Origin of the sequence: Pseudonocardia autotrophica (genome assembly GCF_003945385.1) — a bacterium.
Taxonomy (GTDB): Bacteria; Actinomycetota; Actinomycetes; order Mycobacteriales; family Pseudonocardiaceae; genus Pseudonocardia; species Pseudonocardia autotrophica.
This window is the reverse complement of sequence record NZ_AP018920.1, coordinates 1,626,527-1,640,836: the sequence shown is the minus strand read 5'-3', so window position 1 is coordinate 1,640,836 and position 14,310 is coordinate 1,626,527. Positions and strand designations below refer to the sequence as shown.

At 68.6% G+C, this 14,310-nt stretch carries 15 protein-coding genes; all 15 read right to left on the bottom strand.

Annotated features, from left to right (window positions below; genetic code table 11):
- Positions 1 to 978 carry a class I fructose-bisphosphate aldolase gene (locus Pdca_RS07935; RefSeq protein WP_085916630.1) on the bottom strand — a complete coding sequence of 326 codons (978 nt, stop codon included), beginning with the start codon at positions 976 to 978 and terminating at the stop codon, positions 1 to 3.
- A gap of 655 nt (positions 979 to 1,633) precedes the next feature.
- Positions 1,634 to 2,476 carry a hypothetical protein gene (locus Pdca_RS07930; protein WP_085916631.1) on the bottom strand — a complete coding sequence of 281 codons (843 nt, stop codon included), beginning with the start codon at positions 2,474 to 2,476 and terminating at the stop codon, positions 1,634 to 1,636.
- The gene (locus Pdca_RS07925) at positions 2,473 to 3,243 is read right to left on the bottom strand and encodes a DUF6390 family protein (RefSeq protein ID WP_232021459.1); all 771 of its coding nucleotides are present in this window, start codon (positions 3,241 to 3,243) and stop codon (positions 2,473 to 2,475) included. Before Pdca_RS07925 ends, Pdca_RS07930 begins: the two co-directional genes overlap by 4 nt.
- Positions 3,244 to 3,245: 2 nt before the next feature.
- Positions 3,246 to 4,388 (bottom strand): hydrogenase formation protein HypD, encoded by a 1,143-nt coding sequence (gene hypD, locus Pdca_RS07920; RefSeq protein WP_085916632.1) that lies wholly within the window; start codon positions 4,386 to 4,388, stop codon positions 3,246 to 3,248.
- 14 nt (positions 4,389 to 4,402) lie between these two features.
- Positions 4,403 to 4,675, bottom strand: coding sequence for a HypC/HybG/HupF family hydrogenase formation chaperone (locus Pdca_RS07915; protein WP_085916633.1), 273 nt, complete (start codon positions 4,673 to 4,675; stop codon positions 4,403 to 4,405).
- A 15-nt stretch (positions 4,676 to 4,690) separates the two neighbouring features.
- Entirely contained in the window at positions 4,691 to 5,803 is a 1,113-nt protein-coding gene (hypE, locus tag Pdca_RS07910; protein ID WP_085916634.1) for a hydrogenase expression/formation protein HypE, read from the bottom strand.
- Positions 5,800 to 6,480 (bottom strand): D-sedoheptulose-7-phosphate isomerase, encoded by a 681-nt coding sequence (locus Pdca_RS07905; RefSeq protein ID WP_085916635.1) that lies wholly within the window; start codon positions 6,478 to 6,480, stop codon positions 5,800 to 5,802. The genes hypE and Pdca_RS07905 overlap by 4 nt, the downstream gene beginning before the upstream one ends.
- Positions 6,477 to 7,205: a HypC/HybG/HupF family hydrogenase formation chaperone gene (locus tag Pdca_RS07900; protein ID WP_085916636.1), complete on the bottom strand. Its 729-nt coding sequence runs from the start codon at positions 7,203 to 7,205 to the stop codon at positions 6,477 to 6,479. Before Pdca_RS07900 ends, Pdca_RS07905 begins: the two co-directional genes overlap by 4 nt.
- The gene (locus Pdca_RS07895; protein ID WP_085916645.1) at positions 7,202 to 7,456 is read right to left on the bottom strand and encodes a HypC/HybG/HupF family hydrogenase formation chaperone; all 255 of its coding nucleotides are present in this window, start codon (positions 7,454 to 7,456) and stop codon (positions 7,202 to 7,204) included. The genes Pdca_RS07900 and Pdca_RS07895 overlap by 4 nt, the downstream gene beginning before the upstream one ends.
- A gap of 5 nt (positions 7,457 to 7,461) precedes the next feature.
- On the bottom strand, positions 7,462 to 9,837 hold the full coding sequence (gene hypF, locus Pdca_RS07890) for a carbamoyltransferase HypF (RefSeq protein WP_307724078.1): 2,376 nt from the start codon (positions 9,835 to 9,837) through the stop codon (positions 7,462 to 7,464).
- A complete protein-coding gene (locus tag Pdca_RS07885; RefSeq protein ID WP_125911310.1) occupies positions 9,822 to 11,015 on the bottom strand; it encodes an NHL repeat-containing protein in 1,194 nt (397 codons plus the stop codon). The genes hypF and Pdca_RS07885 overlap by 16 nt, the downstream gene beginning before the upstream one ends.
- Positions 11,012 to 11,965: a NifU family protein gene (locus Pdca_RS07880; protein WP_232021458.1), complete on the bottom strand. Its 954-nt coding sequence runs from the start codon at positions 11,963 to 11,965 to the stop codon at positions 11,012 to 11,014. The genes Pdca_RS07885 and Pdca_RS07880 overlap by 4 nt, the downstream gene beginning before the upstream one ends.
- A 33-nt stretch (positions 11,966 to 11,998) precedes the next feature.
- Positions 11,999 to 13,279, bottom strand: a complete 1,281-nt coding sequence (locus tag Pdca_RS07875) for a hypothetical protein (protein WP_197719948.1) — start codon at positions 13,277 to 13,279, stop codon at positions 11,999 to 12,001.
- A complete protein-coding gene (locus Pdca_RS07870) occupies positions 13,272 to 13,532 on the bottom strand; it encodes a hypothetical protein (RefSeq protein WP_085916639.1) in 261 nt (86 codons plus the stop codon). Before Pdca_RS07870 ends, Pdca_RS07875 begins: the two co-directional genes overlap by 8 nt.
- Positions 13,529 to 14,293, bottom strand: coding sequence for a hydrogenase maturation protease (locus Pdca_RS07865; RefSeq protein ID WP_085916648.1), 765 nt, complete (start codon positions 14,291 to 14,293; stop codon positions 13,529 to 13,531). Before Pdca_RS07865 ends, Pdca_RS07870 begins: the two co-directional genes overlap by 4 nt.
- Positions 14,294 to 14,310 lie beyond the last annotated feature (17 nt).

Genomic DNA, 14,310 nt, shown 5'->3' with positions numbered 1-14,310 from the left:
CTACGGACGGGCGGACGCGGACGATCTTGCGGTCGGTGATTCGCCCGGCTTCCGTAGGGGACGCTCCACCCGACCGACCATCGCGAGTCCATCGAGGTGTGCCCGCAGCTCGCGACGAGCCCGGTCGACGTGGTCGGGCCGCCCCTTCCAGACCGCCGCGATCGCCGAGAGGATCGTGCCATCGACCCGGAAGCCCAGGGGATACGGCAGTCTGCGTCCGTGCAACGCGTACAGGCTTGCCAACAGGTCCGCTGACGACGCGTTCCCGCCGACTGCCACGCCGGCGAACGACTCATGTCCTGCGCCACCCAGACTGCGCGCGGTCGCGTATGCGACGTCATCTGCGCTGGCAACATCCCAGGCGAGCGGGCCTGGAACGACGACGTTCACCGCCAAGACGATGTTGCCGAGATCAACGCGTCCAGATCGAAACGCCATCATCAGCTCGTCGACAGCCACGCGATGCGCGCGTTCCGCCACTGACATCGATGCACGTGCCGGCGGATTGATCGTGCAGCTCAGCAGTGCGGGTAGACCCACCGCGGACGACGCCTTGGCCCACGACACGGCAAGCGCTGTCCGTCTGGATGATTCGTCGGAAGTCAGTTCGGCGCCCGCGATATGGGTCCAACCGCTGAACGTCACGCCGGCACTCGCGAGGCGGGCGATCCGACACTCGAGATAGGCGCCGGAGTCTCGGAGTCGCAGCGGTACGGTTCCGCTGACGTCGGCACCGACGCGAACCCCCGCCGGGGCGGACCACGATCGGGGCCGATCCGACGAAGCCATGGCGCTGGCGTCGAGAAGTACTCCGCTGACAACGCGGTCGAGCATCGGCAGGCCAAGAACGACCTCGATGAAATCGGCAACTGATCCAACATCAGTCGACAGGCCCGCTCGCCTCAATGCCTTAGCTACCTGCGTCTGGAGCGGAGAGAGAACCATCACGCCTCGACCACTCGACAGCAACGATCTCATGCGTAGCCTCCGCGCGACCCAGAACGTGCCGCATTCGCAGTAGGGCGAAAGGTCGATGAATCTACTTCAGACAGCTATCTTCGTGACCCAAACGCACGACTTGCGTCCCGTTCCCGCGGGGGACAGCCAGGGGTCACTGAAGCTGAGATGGGTGTTCGTCGATTGTATTGATCAGCGCCCGGTTGAGTTAATCGATGCTCCGTAGCGGTCGCCGCGCCTACTCGCCCCGCGCGATGGTCACCGGCCACTCCCTACTCGATTGGGGGCGTCACCCACTCCTGCATACTCGTATCGTAGCCACGGGATTGCAGGAACCTGCGTCGGCGCCGCAGCCAGCATCGACGTCGACCAATCCGCGCCATTGCCTCGGCGTACTCGACGTACTCCGCGTCGCTCTGATCGAGGACAAAACGTCGACGAGCCAGCGCGATGTCTTCCCCCGAAAGAAGGGACATTGATGTCGCACCTCCATGACATTTGGATTGCCCGGATTGACTCGAGTGGTCCCAACGGGGCGAAACCGCAGTCGTCAAGGGCGCCCAAAGTGTGGCATGCTACGCCGATCACTTAATCCCCCAAGGTGGGGGGTGGGGGGGTGAGGACCAGGGCTTCTCGCCACGAGCTCTACCGAGCACAGCACGTTGGGAGCGCTCGATCAGGGTGGGGAGCCGAGACCGACGAGGCCGGGATCGAACGTTGCTCGAGCGGCGACCGATGCCGCCGTCGCCGCAACGACCAGAGCGGCGTCGCCCTCCTGCCCCTTGGGGATCACGACCGCTGCGCTGTCAGGTCCATCGCGATGCGCCATCAAGAAGTCGTACAGCAGCCAATCCAGTGCGCACGCGACGGCGAACGGGTCCGCATCAGCGGACTCGGCAGCTGTCATCACCGACAACAGCGCCTCCCGGTGTTCTCGGCGGGCGGCATCCTTGTTGGTGCCGGAGCTGTCGAACAGAAGTGTCGACAATGTCAGGGGGATTCGACGCCCGGCCTCTGTGCGGACCACCCATCGACCTCCCCGCCACGGCTTACTCGGGTCGACCTGCACCATTTCCCCGAATCCGCCGACGACGCCCATCTCGGGTTCGTCCAGCTCGCCGTCGAGCGGCGCCGGCCCGAGCAGATCCAGGGGCTGGCGTGCACGGATCGAGAACAGCGTCGCGGTTCCGACGATCTGACCGGCCCGCACGTCGGCGTTCAGGCCGGTGAGCTTGAGCGCGATGGCGAACTCGTGGCTCAGACGGTCCAGGACCCGGTGCAGCTCCAGGAGCCCGTCACGTTCCTCCTCCCCCGTCGGCCGCCGTGCACCACCGAGCAGTTCGCCGAACCGCTCGGCGGCAATGATCAGTGCGTCGTCCAGGGCCGCCAGGTGTGTGGCTACGAGCCGGTCCGGCTCGTCGTCGTCGACGACCAGGGACTGCAGTGACGTCGGCTGACCGTCCGGGGTCGCCCACTGGAATCCGACCTGTCCGTCGGACTGGAGGATGCGAGGCCTCATCGTTCCCTCTTGAGTCGACGATTGGTGTGCTGTAGCTGGCGCTGGGTGCTCATCTCGAGATCGCGGACCTGCCGCGCATCGAGTCGACCGCAGATCTGACCCCAGTGCAGCGCGACGGTGTCACCCACAGCCGTGTGGGGAACTGCGCTGTAGCCGTCGACCCAAACCGGTACGCGAAAGACAGCCGGGTCGGACAGCTGTAGCCCCACTTCGCCGAGCGCGAGCCGACGGCACCAGACGTCGGCCTCCGAGCCGTCCCGGGAGAGCACGGTACCCCAGGAGATCCGGCAGTTGTCGAGGACGTGCAACGCGGGTCCATCGGCCCCCCTGGCGAGAAGCCTGGTCCAGGGGTAGACGCCGAAGACATGGAAGCAGTGGTTCGCCGAGGTTTCGGCGAACAGCTCGGGAGTGAGGTGCGTCCAGTAGGACCCGGCCTGTGGGCCGATGACGGCCAGCAGTTCGCTGCCGAACTCCTGGGGGTCCAGCCGGGCACCCAACCCGCCTCCCAGCCAGTACGACTCGACCAACCGATGATCCAGGGGATCGGAGATCCCGGACATCCGCGCGAGTACCTGAAGATAGGGCCACGCACCGGAGAAGCGCCGGGCCGCCGAACGGACCTCCACACCCGATCCCCTACGCATCGCCGACGCGCCCGGGGGACCGCAGTAGCCCAGCGCGTTGGGCGCGAAGGCGTAGCGGGCGAAAATCTCCGTTCCCCGTTGGTCGGACTGCGCCTCCTCTGCCAACTCCGTCGGGTTCGACACAGTCAGGGCCGTCCCGCCTGCCCGACCAGCTGAGCCGCGTCCCGGTGCATCCGGCCGAAGTTGTAGTAGGCGGCGCAGGCGCCCTCGGGGGACACCATGCAGGTGCCGATCGGGGTCTCCGGCGTGCAAGCGGTACCGAACACCTTGCACTCCCACGGCTTGAGCACACCCTTGAGGACCTCGCCGCACTGACACGCCTTGGGGTCGGCGACGCGCACACCGGGCATCGCGTAGCGCTGTTCGGCGTCGAAAGCCGCGAAGTCGTCGTGTAGCTTCAGCGCGCTCTGCGAGATGAACCCGAGCCCCCGCCATTCGAAGTGCGGTCGCAGGGCGAAGACCTGTGCCATCAGGGCGAGCGCTGCGGGGTTGCCGTCCTCCTGCACCACCCGCGCGTACTGGTTCTCGACCTCGCAACGGCCCTCGCGCAGCTGGCGCAGCAGCATCGCGACCGACGCGAGGATGTCGAGCGGCTCGAACCCGGCCACGACGAGCGGCTTGCCGTAGACATCGGGCACGAACCGGTAGGGCCGGTTGCCCACGACGGTCGAGACATGCCCGGGGCCGAGGAATCCCGACAGCCGCAAGTCCGGCGAGTCCAGGATCGCCTTGATCGGCGGGACGATGGTGACGTGGTTGCAGAAGACGCTGAAGTTGGTCACGCCGAGCTCGCGCGCCCGGACCAGGGTCACCGCCGTCGACGGCGCGGTAGTCTCGAAGCCGATCGCGAAGAAGACGACCTGCCTGCCCGGGTTGTCGACGGCCATCTTCAGAGCGTCCAACGGCGAGTAGACGAACCGTACGTCCGCCCCGCGGGCCTTGGCGTCCAGCAGGCTTCCGCTGGAGCCGGGAACGCGCATCATGTCCCCGAAGCAGGTGAAGATCACGTCGGGCTGCTCGGCGAGCCAGATCGCGTCGTCGACACGACCCATCGGGATGACGCACACCGGGCAGCCAGGGCCGTGCACCAGCTCCACGTTGTCCGGGAGCAGGTGTTCGATGCCGTGCCGGTAGATGGTGTGGGTGTGCCCCCCGCAGACCTCCATGAACTTGTAGTGCTGATCGTCACCGCCCGTGGCGAGCGATCTGATGGCGCCCAGCAGCTTCCGCGCTGCGGCAGGGTCACGGAACTCGTCGACGAACCTCATGGCTGACTCCGTACTCAGACGATCGACGACGAGTCGAATGCTTCGATCTCGTCCTGGTAGGCATCACCGAGCTTCTGGACCGCCGCCAGCGTGAGCAGCGCTTCGGCCTCGTCGATCTTCGCCATTGCGAAGCCGACGTGGACGAGCACCCAGTCGTCCGGCTGCGGAAGGTCCTTCTCCAGCAGCCTCACACTGATGGTGCGCTGCACGCCGCTCACGTCGACCTTCGCCAAGCAGTTCTCGGTGTCGGTGACCTCTACGATTCGGCCCGGGATTCCGAGGCACATGGTCCAAACCTTCCTCTAGCAGATCCGCGGCAAGGGGTCACCGACGAGCATGTCGACGATCCTTGTGCCGCCGAAGCCGGTACGGAGCACGACCGTCGCCGCCGGCTCGGCCACGATCGTTCCGATGATCGCCGCTTCCTCACCCGCGGCGTCCGCGAGCAGGGCGTCGAGTGCGGCATCGGTCTCCTCCGGCGCGACGACCGCGAGGAACCGGCCCTCGTTGGCGACATAGAGCGGGTCGATGCCGAGCATCTCGCAGGCACCGTTGACCATCGGCCGCACCGGCAGGCGTTCCTCGTCGAGCACCACGCCCAGTCCCGTCGCCTGAGCCAGTTCGTTGCACACGGTCCCGACGCCGCCACGAGTGGGGTCGCGCAACCAGCGGGTGGACGGGGCCGCAGCGAGCAACGACTCCACCTGGCCGCTCACCGCCGCGGTATCGGAGCGGATGTCGGCTTCGATCGCGAGGTCGCCACGGGCCAGCATCACCGCCATGCCGTGGTCACCCATCGGACCGGACAGAATCAGCCGGTCGCCCTCGCGTACGGCGTCGGCCGACAGCCGCCGGCCGGCCGGGATGACGCCGACGCCCGCGGTCGTGATGAACACGCCGTCGGCCGCGCCACGGGGGACGACCTTGGTGTCGCCGGTGACGATCTGTACGTCGGCGGCGGCGGCCGCGGCGGCCATGTCGGCCACTATCTCCTTGAGTTCGTCGATCGGGAAACCCTCCTCGAGCACGAAGGCTGCGGAGATCCACGAAGGGATGGCACCGGACATCGCGAGATCGTTGACGGTTCCGTGCACCGCGAGGTGCCCGATCGAGCCACCCGGGAAGCGCAACGGCTGCACGACGAACGAGTCTGTGGAGAACGCCATTCGCTCGCCTCCGGGCAGGGTCACGATGCCGCCGTCTCCGCGTGCGTCGAGCACGGGGTTGCGGAACGCCTCGATGAACACCGCATCGACCAGCGCAGCGGACGACTTGCCGCCCGCCCCGTGTGCGAGGGTGACGATCGTGTCCCGTAGCCGCGGTCGCCGCTTGCGGAAGGCCTCGATCCGCGCAATGACCTCGCCCTCGGCGAACGTCGGACCCGACGTCAGGTAGTCGTGGACTGTGTTGCTCATGGGTTTTCCGTTCCGTGCTCTCGCACTGTGCACCACAGCTGGAACCCCAGCAGGGCCTGTGCCTCCTGGATCCGGTGGACACTTTGTGATGCGACGACGAAGCACACGTCGACGTCCCGGCTGCGGGCGAAGTCACCGCCGTCGTACCCGGCGAAGCCGACCGTGTACATCCCCCGGCGCTTGGCCTCCCATAGCCCTTGAAGGAGGTCCGCCGAGCTCCCGCTGGTCGACATCGCGACCGCGATGTCAGCGGCGCCGGCGCGGGCGATCAGCTGGCGCGCGAATATGAGATTGAACCCGACGTCGTTGCCAAGTGCCGTGACGATCGCCTGGTCGGCAGTGAGCGACCAGGCAGGCAGCCCGGGCCCGGCCGGCGGGCGGGAGAACAGAGTCGCCAACGTCGTGGCGTCGGTGGAGCTCCCACCGTTGCCGAACGTGAACATCCGTCCGCCGCGAGCGAACCGACGTGCGATCTGCAACCCCGCTTCGGCGACCAGGGCAGCAGAGGACGACAGCGTCGCCCGGCGCAACGCCGCGCTCTCGATCGCCTTTGCCCGTGCCGAGGCGGCGAGGTCGGAGAGCAGCGACCGCGGGCCACTCTCCTCCGCGTCGATGAACGGATAGAGGAAGCTGGTCGCCTCGGCCCGCGGCGCGCCCGGCAGGCTCTGCGGCTTCATCGTTGACCCACGGTCTCGAGCACCTTGCTGATCGCCGTGCCTGCGTGCACGAGTACCAGGTCACCGAGCTCGAGCGGCTCCACGAGCACCGTCGACACCTGCTCCGGTCCGTCCGCGGTCCGTACCGTCGCGGTACCCCCCTCCGGCGCCCCGGCCACCTCGCCCAGCCGGCCTTCGTCGCTGCATGTGACGCAGACCGGCCCCTCGCAGTCGCCGGGTTGTTCGGCGAGCAGCCCCGGGTGCTCGAAGCAGACGTGCGTGAGCTCCCAGAGGAGGTGGTAGAGCAGTACGAAACCCCCGGTCGCCGGCACGCGTGGGTCCGGATCGTCGAGCCACAACACGTGGTCAGCGGCGCCCGCGGTCGGCCGTGATCCACTACCGATCCAGATCGTGGTCGCACCCCAGGCCGGGCCGCGTCGCATGATCGACCGGACGTCACATTCTGCCGCTCCCGCGACCGCGACGATAATATCGCCGGCGCGAACGGCGAGCCGCGCGGTCGACACCAGGTCGGGCCCGGTGAGGGCAACCGCCGGCAGCGCTCGCTTGCCCACGATCACTGGGTGGACGAACTCCACGGCGACGTGCTGAGCATGTGGCTCCCACGACGGAGCCAGGCACCACATGGTGGCGCCGGCCGCGAAGCGGCGGGCCAGGGTGAGCGACGCGGCCGCGAGGTCCGCCGCCAGCTCCTCGCTCAGTCCCTCGTCGACGACGGTCGTCATGTGGGCACTACGTTCTCGTCGCCGAACACGCCGTACTCGGCCATGGTGGCGAGCGTGACCCGCGCGGAGTCCTCGTCGATCCTGCTCAGCGCGAACCCGGCGTGCGCGATGGTGTACTCGCCGACCTGCAGGTCTGGAAGGTAGGCCAGGCACAGCTTCTTCGTCTCCCCCGGGAACTCGACGTGGGCCATCCGGGCGCCGGACCCCTCGTCCCAGATCTCCGAGATCCGTCCCGGAATGCCAAGGCACATCGCTATCACTCCTTCAGCTCGAACTCGTGGCGCTCGGCCAACGCCCGCAGCACACCTGCGGCCGCCTGCCCGAGGGCGAGGCCTCCGTCGTTCGGCGGAACGACGCGGTGGGTGAGCACCTCGAAGCCCTCTTCCTCAAGCCGCGCACGGCAGGCACGCAGCAGGAGGACGTTCTGGAACACCCCACCTGTGAGACCGACGACGCGAACCGGACCTGCCACTCCGGTCACAACCTGGCCGACCGCGACGGCGACGGCGTCGTGGAAGGCGCGTGCCACATCCGCAGCGCCGTCCGTTCCGCTTCGGATCGCCCGCGCGATCGCGCGGATCATCGGCCGTGTGTCAATCGACCCATCAGAACCGACCACGAGACGCAGCCGATGGGTGAGCTCAGGCTTGAACGCTGAGGAGCAGGCTAGCACCTCCAGCTCGATCGCCGCCTGGCCTTCGTAGCCGATGCGATGGCGAACTCCCAGCAGCGAGGCCACCGCATCGAACAGCCTGCCCATGCTGGTGGTGTCGACACACCCCAACCCGCTGTCGAGCTGGGATTCGAGCAGGCCCAGCTCGCCCGGCGACGCCGCCTGTACGGGCGGCAGGTCAGTGGTCCACGGCACACCCGCCGATCGCAGGTGCGACAGAGCCATCCGCCACGGATTGCGCACCGCGACGTCACCGCCGGGAAGCGGTACCGCGGTCAGGTGCCCGGCGCGGACGAACCGGTGCCCGTCGGGGCCGAGCAACAGGATCTCGCCGCCCCAGACGGTGGCGTCGCAGCCGTAGCCGGTGCCGTCGAAAGCCACCCCGACCACGGGTTCGCCGAGCCGACCGTGCTCGGCGAGCAGGGAGAGCACGTGGGCATGGTGGTGCTGGACGAGGTCCAGCGGCCGGTCCCCGGCGGCACGCTCGGCCCAGGACCGGGTCTGGTAGCCCGGATGTAGGTCGGCCGCCAGCCGCTCCGGGATCCCGCGCAGCCCGCTGAGCTGGCTCAGCGAGCGCTCGAACGCGCGCAAAGTCTCCAGGCTGCCCATGTCTCCGATGTGGGCCGAGCAGAACGCGCGCCGCCCGTCGGTGAGGCAGAACGTGTTCTTCAGCTCGCCACCCACCGCGAGCACTCGCGGCCCGTCACGGCCCAGGTCGATCGGGAGCGGGGCGAATCCTCGGGAGCGGCGGATCGGCAGTTCGTGGCCGTCGACGACCCGTACGACGGAGTCGTCGCAGGGCACATGGATCGACCGGTCGTGGTCGAGCACGGCGTCGCAGAGCGCCGGCAACCGCTCGCGCGCATCCTCGTCGGTGTAACAGATCGGCTCGTCCGACAGGTTGGCGCTGGTCAGCACGACCGCCTCGGGGGCCGGGTCCGCAGTACCCGGAACCGGTGTCAGCAGCAGATGGTGTACCGGGGTGTAGGGCAGCATCAGTCCCAACAGCGGGCTACCCGGGGCGACGGCCGGCGCGACCGGCGCGCCCGGGCGGCGGTGCAGCAGCACCACCGGACGTGCCGGCGACAGAAGCACCGCGGCCTCCGCGTCGTCGATCTCGGCGTAACGACGCGCCGTCTCGAGATCGCGAACGAGCACGGCGAACGGCTTGCCGCCGCGGGCCTTCCGGGAGCGCAAGGCGGTGACGGCGGACTCGTTGTCGGCCGCGCAAGCCAGGTGGTAGCCGCCGACGCCCTTGACCGCCACCACGCGGCCGCTGCGGATCGCCGCCTGCGCGGCGCCCAACGCGGCGTCAGGCGGCCCGGAGATGCGTTGGGCCGCGTCGAGCAGCCACAGCGATGGCCCACACTGCGGACAGGCCACCGGTTGCGCGTGGAAGCGCCGGTCAGCGGGGTCGCGGTACTCGGCTGCGCAGCGCGGACACATCGCGAAGTCGGCCATCGTGGTGGCCGGGCGGTCGTAGGGCAACCCGCGGATGATCGTGAAGCGCGGACCGCAGTTGGTGCATGTGATGAAGGGGTGGCGATACCGCCGGTCGGTAGTATCGAACAGCTCGGAGAGGCAGTCCGCGCACACCGCCACATCCGGGGGGATCGCCGTAGCCGACCCATCGGAGGCCCCGCTGGCGACGATTCGGAAACCTTCGTCGTCCGCGCCGGGCTCAATATCGACCCATGACAGGTCGCTGACAACGGCGAGCGGAGGCGCATCGGTGCGCAGCCGGCGAGTGAAGTCCCCGACGGCCACGGCGCTCCCCTGAACCTCGGCGAACACCGCAGCCGAGTCGTTGCCGACGAAGCCGCCCAACCCGAGCTCACGAGCCGTGCGGTGCACAAAGGGGCGGAAGCCGACACCCTGCACGACACCGGTCACCGTGAACCGGCGCCGGACCTGCGCGGCCCCCGTCAGCATGAGCGCATCCATCAGCGGTGCCGCCAAATCATCACCCGGTTGTTGCCGGCGTCGGCCACGGCAAGTTGGTCGCCCCGCAGCGAGAGACCGTAGGGCCAGCACAGGGTGTCGTGCTTCACCGCCGCCCAACGGTTCTCCCCGTTGGCGGCGAAGGTCGGCTGGGCCAGCACGTGATCCGCGCCTCGGCCGTCGGTCGGGAACCCGTCCCACAGCAGGATCCGGTTGTTCGCCGTGTCCGCGACAGCGACGCGCTCGGCGCCATCCGGCGTGCGGTCCATGCCGATCGCGTAGGGAAAGCGGAATCGGTCGTTGCTGTGTGGGCCGTAAGGCCATTCGTCGGCCGTGTCGAAACCGGGCTGGCCGAGCACCGACGACGCTTCGGCGTCGCCGTCCGGTGGTGGCGACCAGCCCAGGACACGATGGTCGCCGGCGTCGGCGACCAGCAGCAGGTCATCACGGCCGGCGACGTCGTGCGGCCACCGGAAACTCGCCGGGCCAACCACGTCGCCGCGGTTCTCCTCCCGACGGGTCGGATCGGGCTGTCCGAGCACCACATCGGCCGGGCGGTCCATATCTGGTAGCCCGCCATCCCAGCCAAGGACCCGCCGGTTTCCGGTGTCCGCCACCCAGAATCGCCCACCGACGATGCCGATGCCGAACGGCCAGTACAGCGTTGACGCCGAGCAATCCCCGCCGCGGTTCGGGGCTACCGACGACGCGTCGTTCTGCCCAAGCACCAGATCGGGCGCCCGATCGCTGGCCTGCGGCACCTGATTCCAGACCAGGATCCGGTGGTGCCACGCGTCCGCGACGACGAGCTGCCCCTCGTGGATGAGCACGCCGGTAGGCAGGTTCATTCCGCGCTCGGGGCCGCGGCCCGCGGCCGCGCGGCCCTCAGTCGTTCCGTCTGGTTGCCCGAGCACGACATCGGCGGGCTGGTGGTTGGAGGTGGGAACCCCGTGCCAGATCAGCACTCGGTGGTTGCCCGAGTCGGCGACCACCAACACCTCGTCGCTGAGAAACACCGCCCGCGGCGAGTACATGAAGGCCAACGTCGGGTTGGCCTGCGGAAGCGCGAGCCCGCCGGGTGCAGGGGCGCCGAGCCACCGGCTCGCTTCCCACCCCCCTGCCAGGCTCGCCTCGGGTGCCAAGTCCAGCCGCGCCGGTCGACCAGCGACGTTGTGCCGGACTGTGAACCTGCTCATGTGCCGACCCTGATCCAGACTTCGCCGTCGTCAACGCGCATAGGCAGCTGCTCCAGCTGCGCGCCAGGGGCACTGAGGCACTCACCCGAGGTGGCGTCGTAGCAGAAGCCGTGCCACGGGCAGGTCAGTGTGCCGTTCGACCTGTCGATCATCGCATCGTCGAGCGGCAGCCCTTCGTGGGCACACTCGTTGAGGTAGGCCGTGAGCCGCTGCTCCAAGTTCACCACGACGACCTGCACGTCTGTGCCCGACCCGGTGGTGAGATCGAGCCGGGTCAGCTGACCTTCGACGACCTCGTCGGTCGCCGCAGCCCGTACCCAGCCCTCCTTTGCCGGATCGGAGCCGATCCGCAGGGACTCCAGCGGGATGAGGGTGGGCGACGGCTCGTTGGGCAGGACCTCGACACCCGTGACCGACGGCACGCCCTCTACCAGCGCGGTCTCGACAAGGTTGCGCAGCGTCACCGACGACATGGAGCAGCCGTTGCAGGCTCCTTCCAACCGGACGTAGGCGGTGCCGTCCTCGATGCGGACGAGACTGACGTTGCCACCGTGGCTCTGGAGTTGTGGCCGCACCTCGGTGAGGACCCGGTTCGCCAGCGTGGTCGGATCCGGACGGATGATCCCGTGCAAGGAGAGCAGGAGGTGCACGACCGGGTCGTCGACCAGGTCGAACAGCACTGCTCGGGCGTTCTCGTCCTCCCGCATCCGGCGCACGACGACGACCAGGCCCGCCCGGTGCACCGCCTCTATGGCGTTCTTCAGCTCGTCGGCGACCCCGCGCGCGTCGGGTTCGAGCTTGTCCAGGGCGGCGATCGCGTCATCGACCCGCCGGGCGAGGTCCTCGAACGTGGGCTCGGACGTCCCATCCGTGGAAGGGCGGGCGTCACTCGCCGTCTGATCGGCGACCGTCATGGACATCGTCGTCTCCTTGTTGCTGGTACGTGGCATCGCGCGGGTGGTCGGTGCCGGGCGTCGCGACGGTCAGTCGGCCGTCCGGGCCAGCGCAAGCTGGCGGGCGATCTCATCGAGCACGCCGCGCACAGCCCGGACCGACTCCTCGTCGGTGTTCTCCTCGAAGAGGAACCGGGCCTCGAACAGCTTGGCTTTCGCGTCCTCGAACATCCCCAGATGCGCGAGTACGTTGCCCTGATTGGCGAGCACGCGCGCGCGGCCGACGGGATCGGTGCTTCGGTCCCGTGTCTGGAGGACGGCCTCGTACAGCTCGACGGCTTCGACGAGGTTGTCCGCCTGGTGCTTCGACGGGGTGTAGACGAGAGAGTTGGCCAGGTTCAGCTGCACGCTCGCCCACTCCGCGGGGTGATCCTCGCGGTTGTAGACCTTCAGAGCCGACCTCAGTGACTGGGCTGCGATGCCCAGCCGCAGCTGACCCGATGCCTCGACCATCGGCATCGTGAGGTAGGCGGTACCGAGCCCGGCGTGGGCCGCCGCCCAGGTCAGGGGCGCTTCGTCGCGAAGAACCAGCTGCAGCGTCGTGTGGTAGTGCGGGATGGCCTTGTTCAGCAGATCCGGCCGGTCCGACGACCGGCCGTGCAGGAAACCCGCCAGGTTGAGGTGGATCTCGGCGCGCCCGACCCGCAGGTCGGACGCACCGTCCAGCAGGGCCAGGGCCCGCGTGAGCAATTCCTCGCACGTCGGGTCCTCTTGGTCGCGCAGGATCGAACCGGCGGCGCCGAGCAGCAGGCCGGCCAGCGCCGGGCTGACCGGCTCCGCCATCGCCGCGGCCCTGTCCAACAGCTCGACCGCGCCATCCCGGTCGCCGTCCGTGGTCGCCTGGGTGGCCTGTGCCGAGAGCGCAAGGGCCGCCAGTTCCCCGTCCGCCCCGGCGTCCGCCGGGACGACATCGGTGCGGCCGACAGCGAAGCACACCAGGTCGACGAGCAGGCCGAGATCGCCGAGCTCGCTGCGCATGGCCTCGATCTCATCGTGCATCCCGGCGCTTTCGGGGTCGAGGACGAAGCGGTTGTAGCGCGATATGACGTCCTCACCTTCGACTAGAACGGCCAGTGCGCCGTCGCGATCACCGGCGAGAGCGAGCTCGTGCGCGCGCAGAGCATCCGGCCACTTCTCGGGTAGTCGTCCCGCCAGCATCTCCTCGCGGATCGGGTCGGTGTCGTCCCCATCGGGGACGAGCATGAAGCCGAGCGGTAGCGGAAACGCACCGATCGGTTGCGGCCGACACGCCGACGCAGAAAGTTCGCGTGATGTGGTGGGAGAAGCAGGCGCAATCAGTCCATCAACCATTCAACGGTCCTCGAAGATCTCGTTCGGCGGCGTGCTTGATCAATCCGGCTGACAGATGCGCGCGAGCCTCGGTCGGAAAGGTGTCGATGCGGGTTCGCACGACACCGTCGGCGAAGATGACGACGATCTCGACCGCCCATCGCCCACGCTCGGGAACGACCATGGTCTGCACGTCGAGCGCCTCCTCCGCCGAGCTGCCGGATCGAACACTGGTCTTCGGGCGTACCCCCGGGTCCTCGGTCACGACGATCACTGCTCCCGCTCCAGCCGGATTCGCAGCGCACCCTGCGCCTCGTCCCAGTATGCGGTTCGGAAGCCGTGGCCCGTCCAGCCGTCGAGAACTTCACGAACCAGCAACGAGCGGTCTCCGGCCGGATTGCGCTGCTTGAGCAGCAATCCGCCTGCTCGTGGTCCGCGGAGCGGGATCAGCCACAGCTCCAGATCCCGTACGGCGGCGACGACGGCATCGGACGGAAAGCGGTACGCCGCGAGACACGCGTCCATCCGGAGATATCCGTCCTCGGTCAGCTCGACGGTCGGCTCGCCGTTCAAACCGTCAGGACGCAACGGGCCCAGATAGTCACGCTCGATGATGTCGATCACCTGCTCCATCGTCGCGGTCACCGGCTCGGACAGATCCGCGCCCAGCTCGACCTGGACTGCCTCGATAAGGAAGACCGTGATGTCGCTGGGGCACGCGTCGCCAAGCGCCCAGCGGGCCAGCGCGATCGCGTTGTCCCAGCGGAACGCGTGGCTGTGCAGGCCCTCCAGCGGAGGGAGCTCGGCCAGCTCCGCGCCGGGCACCCGGAAGAGGGTGCCCGGTGCCGAGCCGGTTGCCGCCGCGTCGACGATGACGACCCGGTCGGCGTTGCGCATCTGGAACGCGACGTCCATCCCCGCGGTACCACCGTCGACGAGCCGAGCCCCGTCGGGCACCCCACGTTCCCAGAGGTGCCGCACGAGAACCGGCCCTACGCCGTCGTCGCCGCGCAGGAGGTTCCCGCAACCGACCACGAGCACCGCGCATCCTG

Coding starts and splice junctions, on each gene's coding strand:
- Pdca_RS07880 (WP_232021458.1), bottom strand. CDS start 11,965: ATGCCACGTACCAGCAACAAGGAGACGACGATGTCCATGACGGTCGCC.
- Pdca_RS07905 (WP_085916635.1), bottom strand. CDS start 6,480: ATGAAGCCGCAGAGCCTGCCGGGCGCGCCGCGGGCCGAGGCGACCAGC.
- Pdca_RS07895 (WP_085916645.1), bottom strand. CDS start 7,456: ATGTGCCTTGGCATTCCGGGACGGATCTCGGAGATCTGGGACGAGGGG.
- Pdca_RS07875 (WP_197719948.1), bottom strand. CDS start 13,279: ATGGTTGATGGACTGATTGCGCCTGCTTCTCCCACCACATCACGCGAA.
- hypE (WP_085916634.1), bottom strand. CDS start 5,803: ATGAGCAACACAGTCCACGACTACCTGACGTCGGGTCCGACGTTCGCC.
- Pdca_RS07915 (WP_085916633.1), bottom strand. CDS start 4,675: ATGTGCCTCGGAATCCCGGGCCGAATCGTAGAGGTCACCGACACCGAG.
- hypD (WP_085916632.1), bottom strand. CDS start 4,388: ATGAGGTTCGTCGACGAGTTCCGTGACCCTGCCGCAGCGCGGAAGCTG.
- Pdca_RS07935 (WP_085916630.1), bottom strand. CDS start 978: ATGAGATCGTTGCTGTCGAGTGGTCGAGGCGTGATGGTTCTCTCTCCG.
- Pdca_RS07930 (WP_085916631.1), bottom strand. CDS start 2,476: ATGAGGCCTCGCATCCTCCAGTCCGACGGACAGGTCGGATTCCAGTGG.
- Pdca_RS07885 (WP_125911310.1), bottom strand. CDS start 11,015: ATGAGCAGGTTCACAGTCCGGCACAACGTCGCTGGTCGACCGGCGCGG.
- Pdca_RS07900 (WP_085916636.1), bottom strand. CDS start 7,205: ATGACGACCGTCGTCGACGAGGGACTGAGCGAGGAGCTGGCGGCGGAC.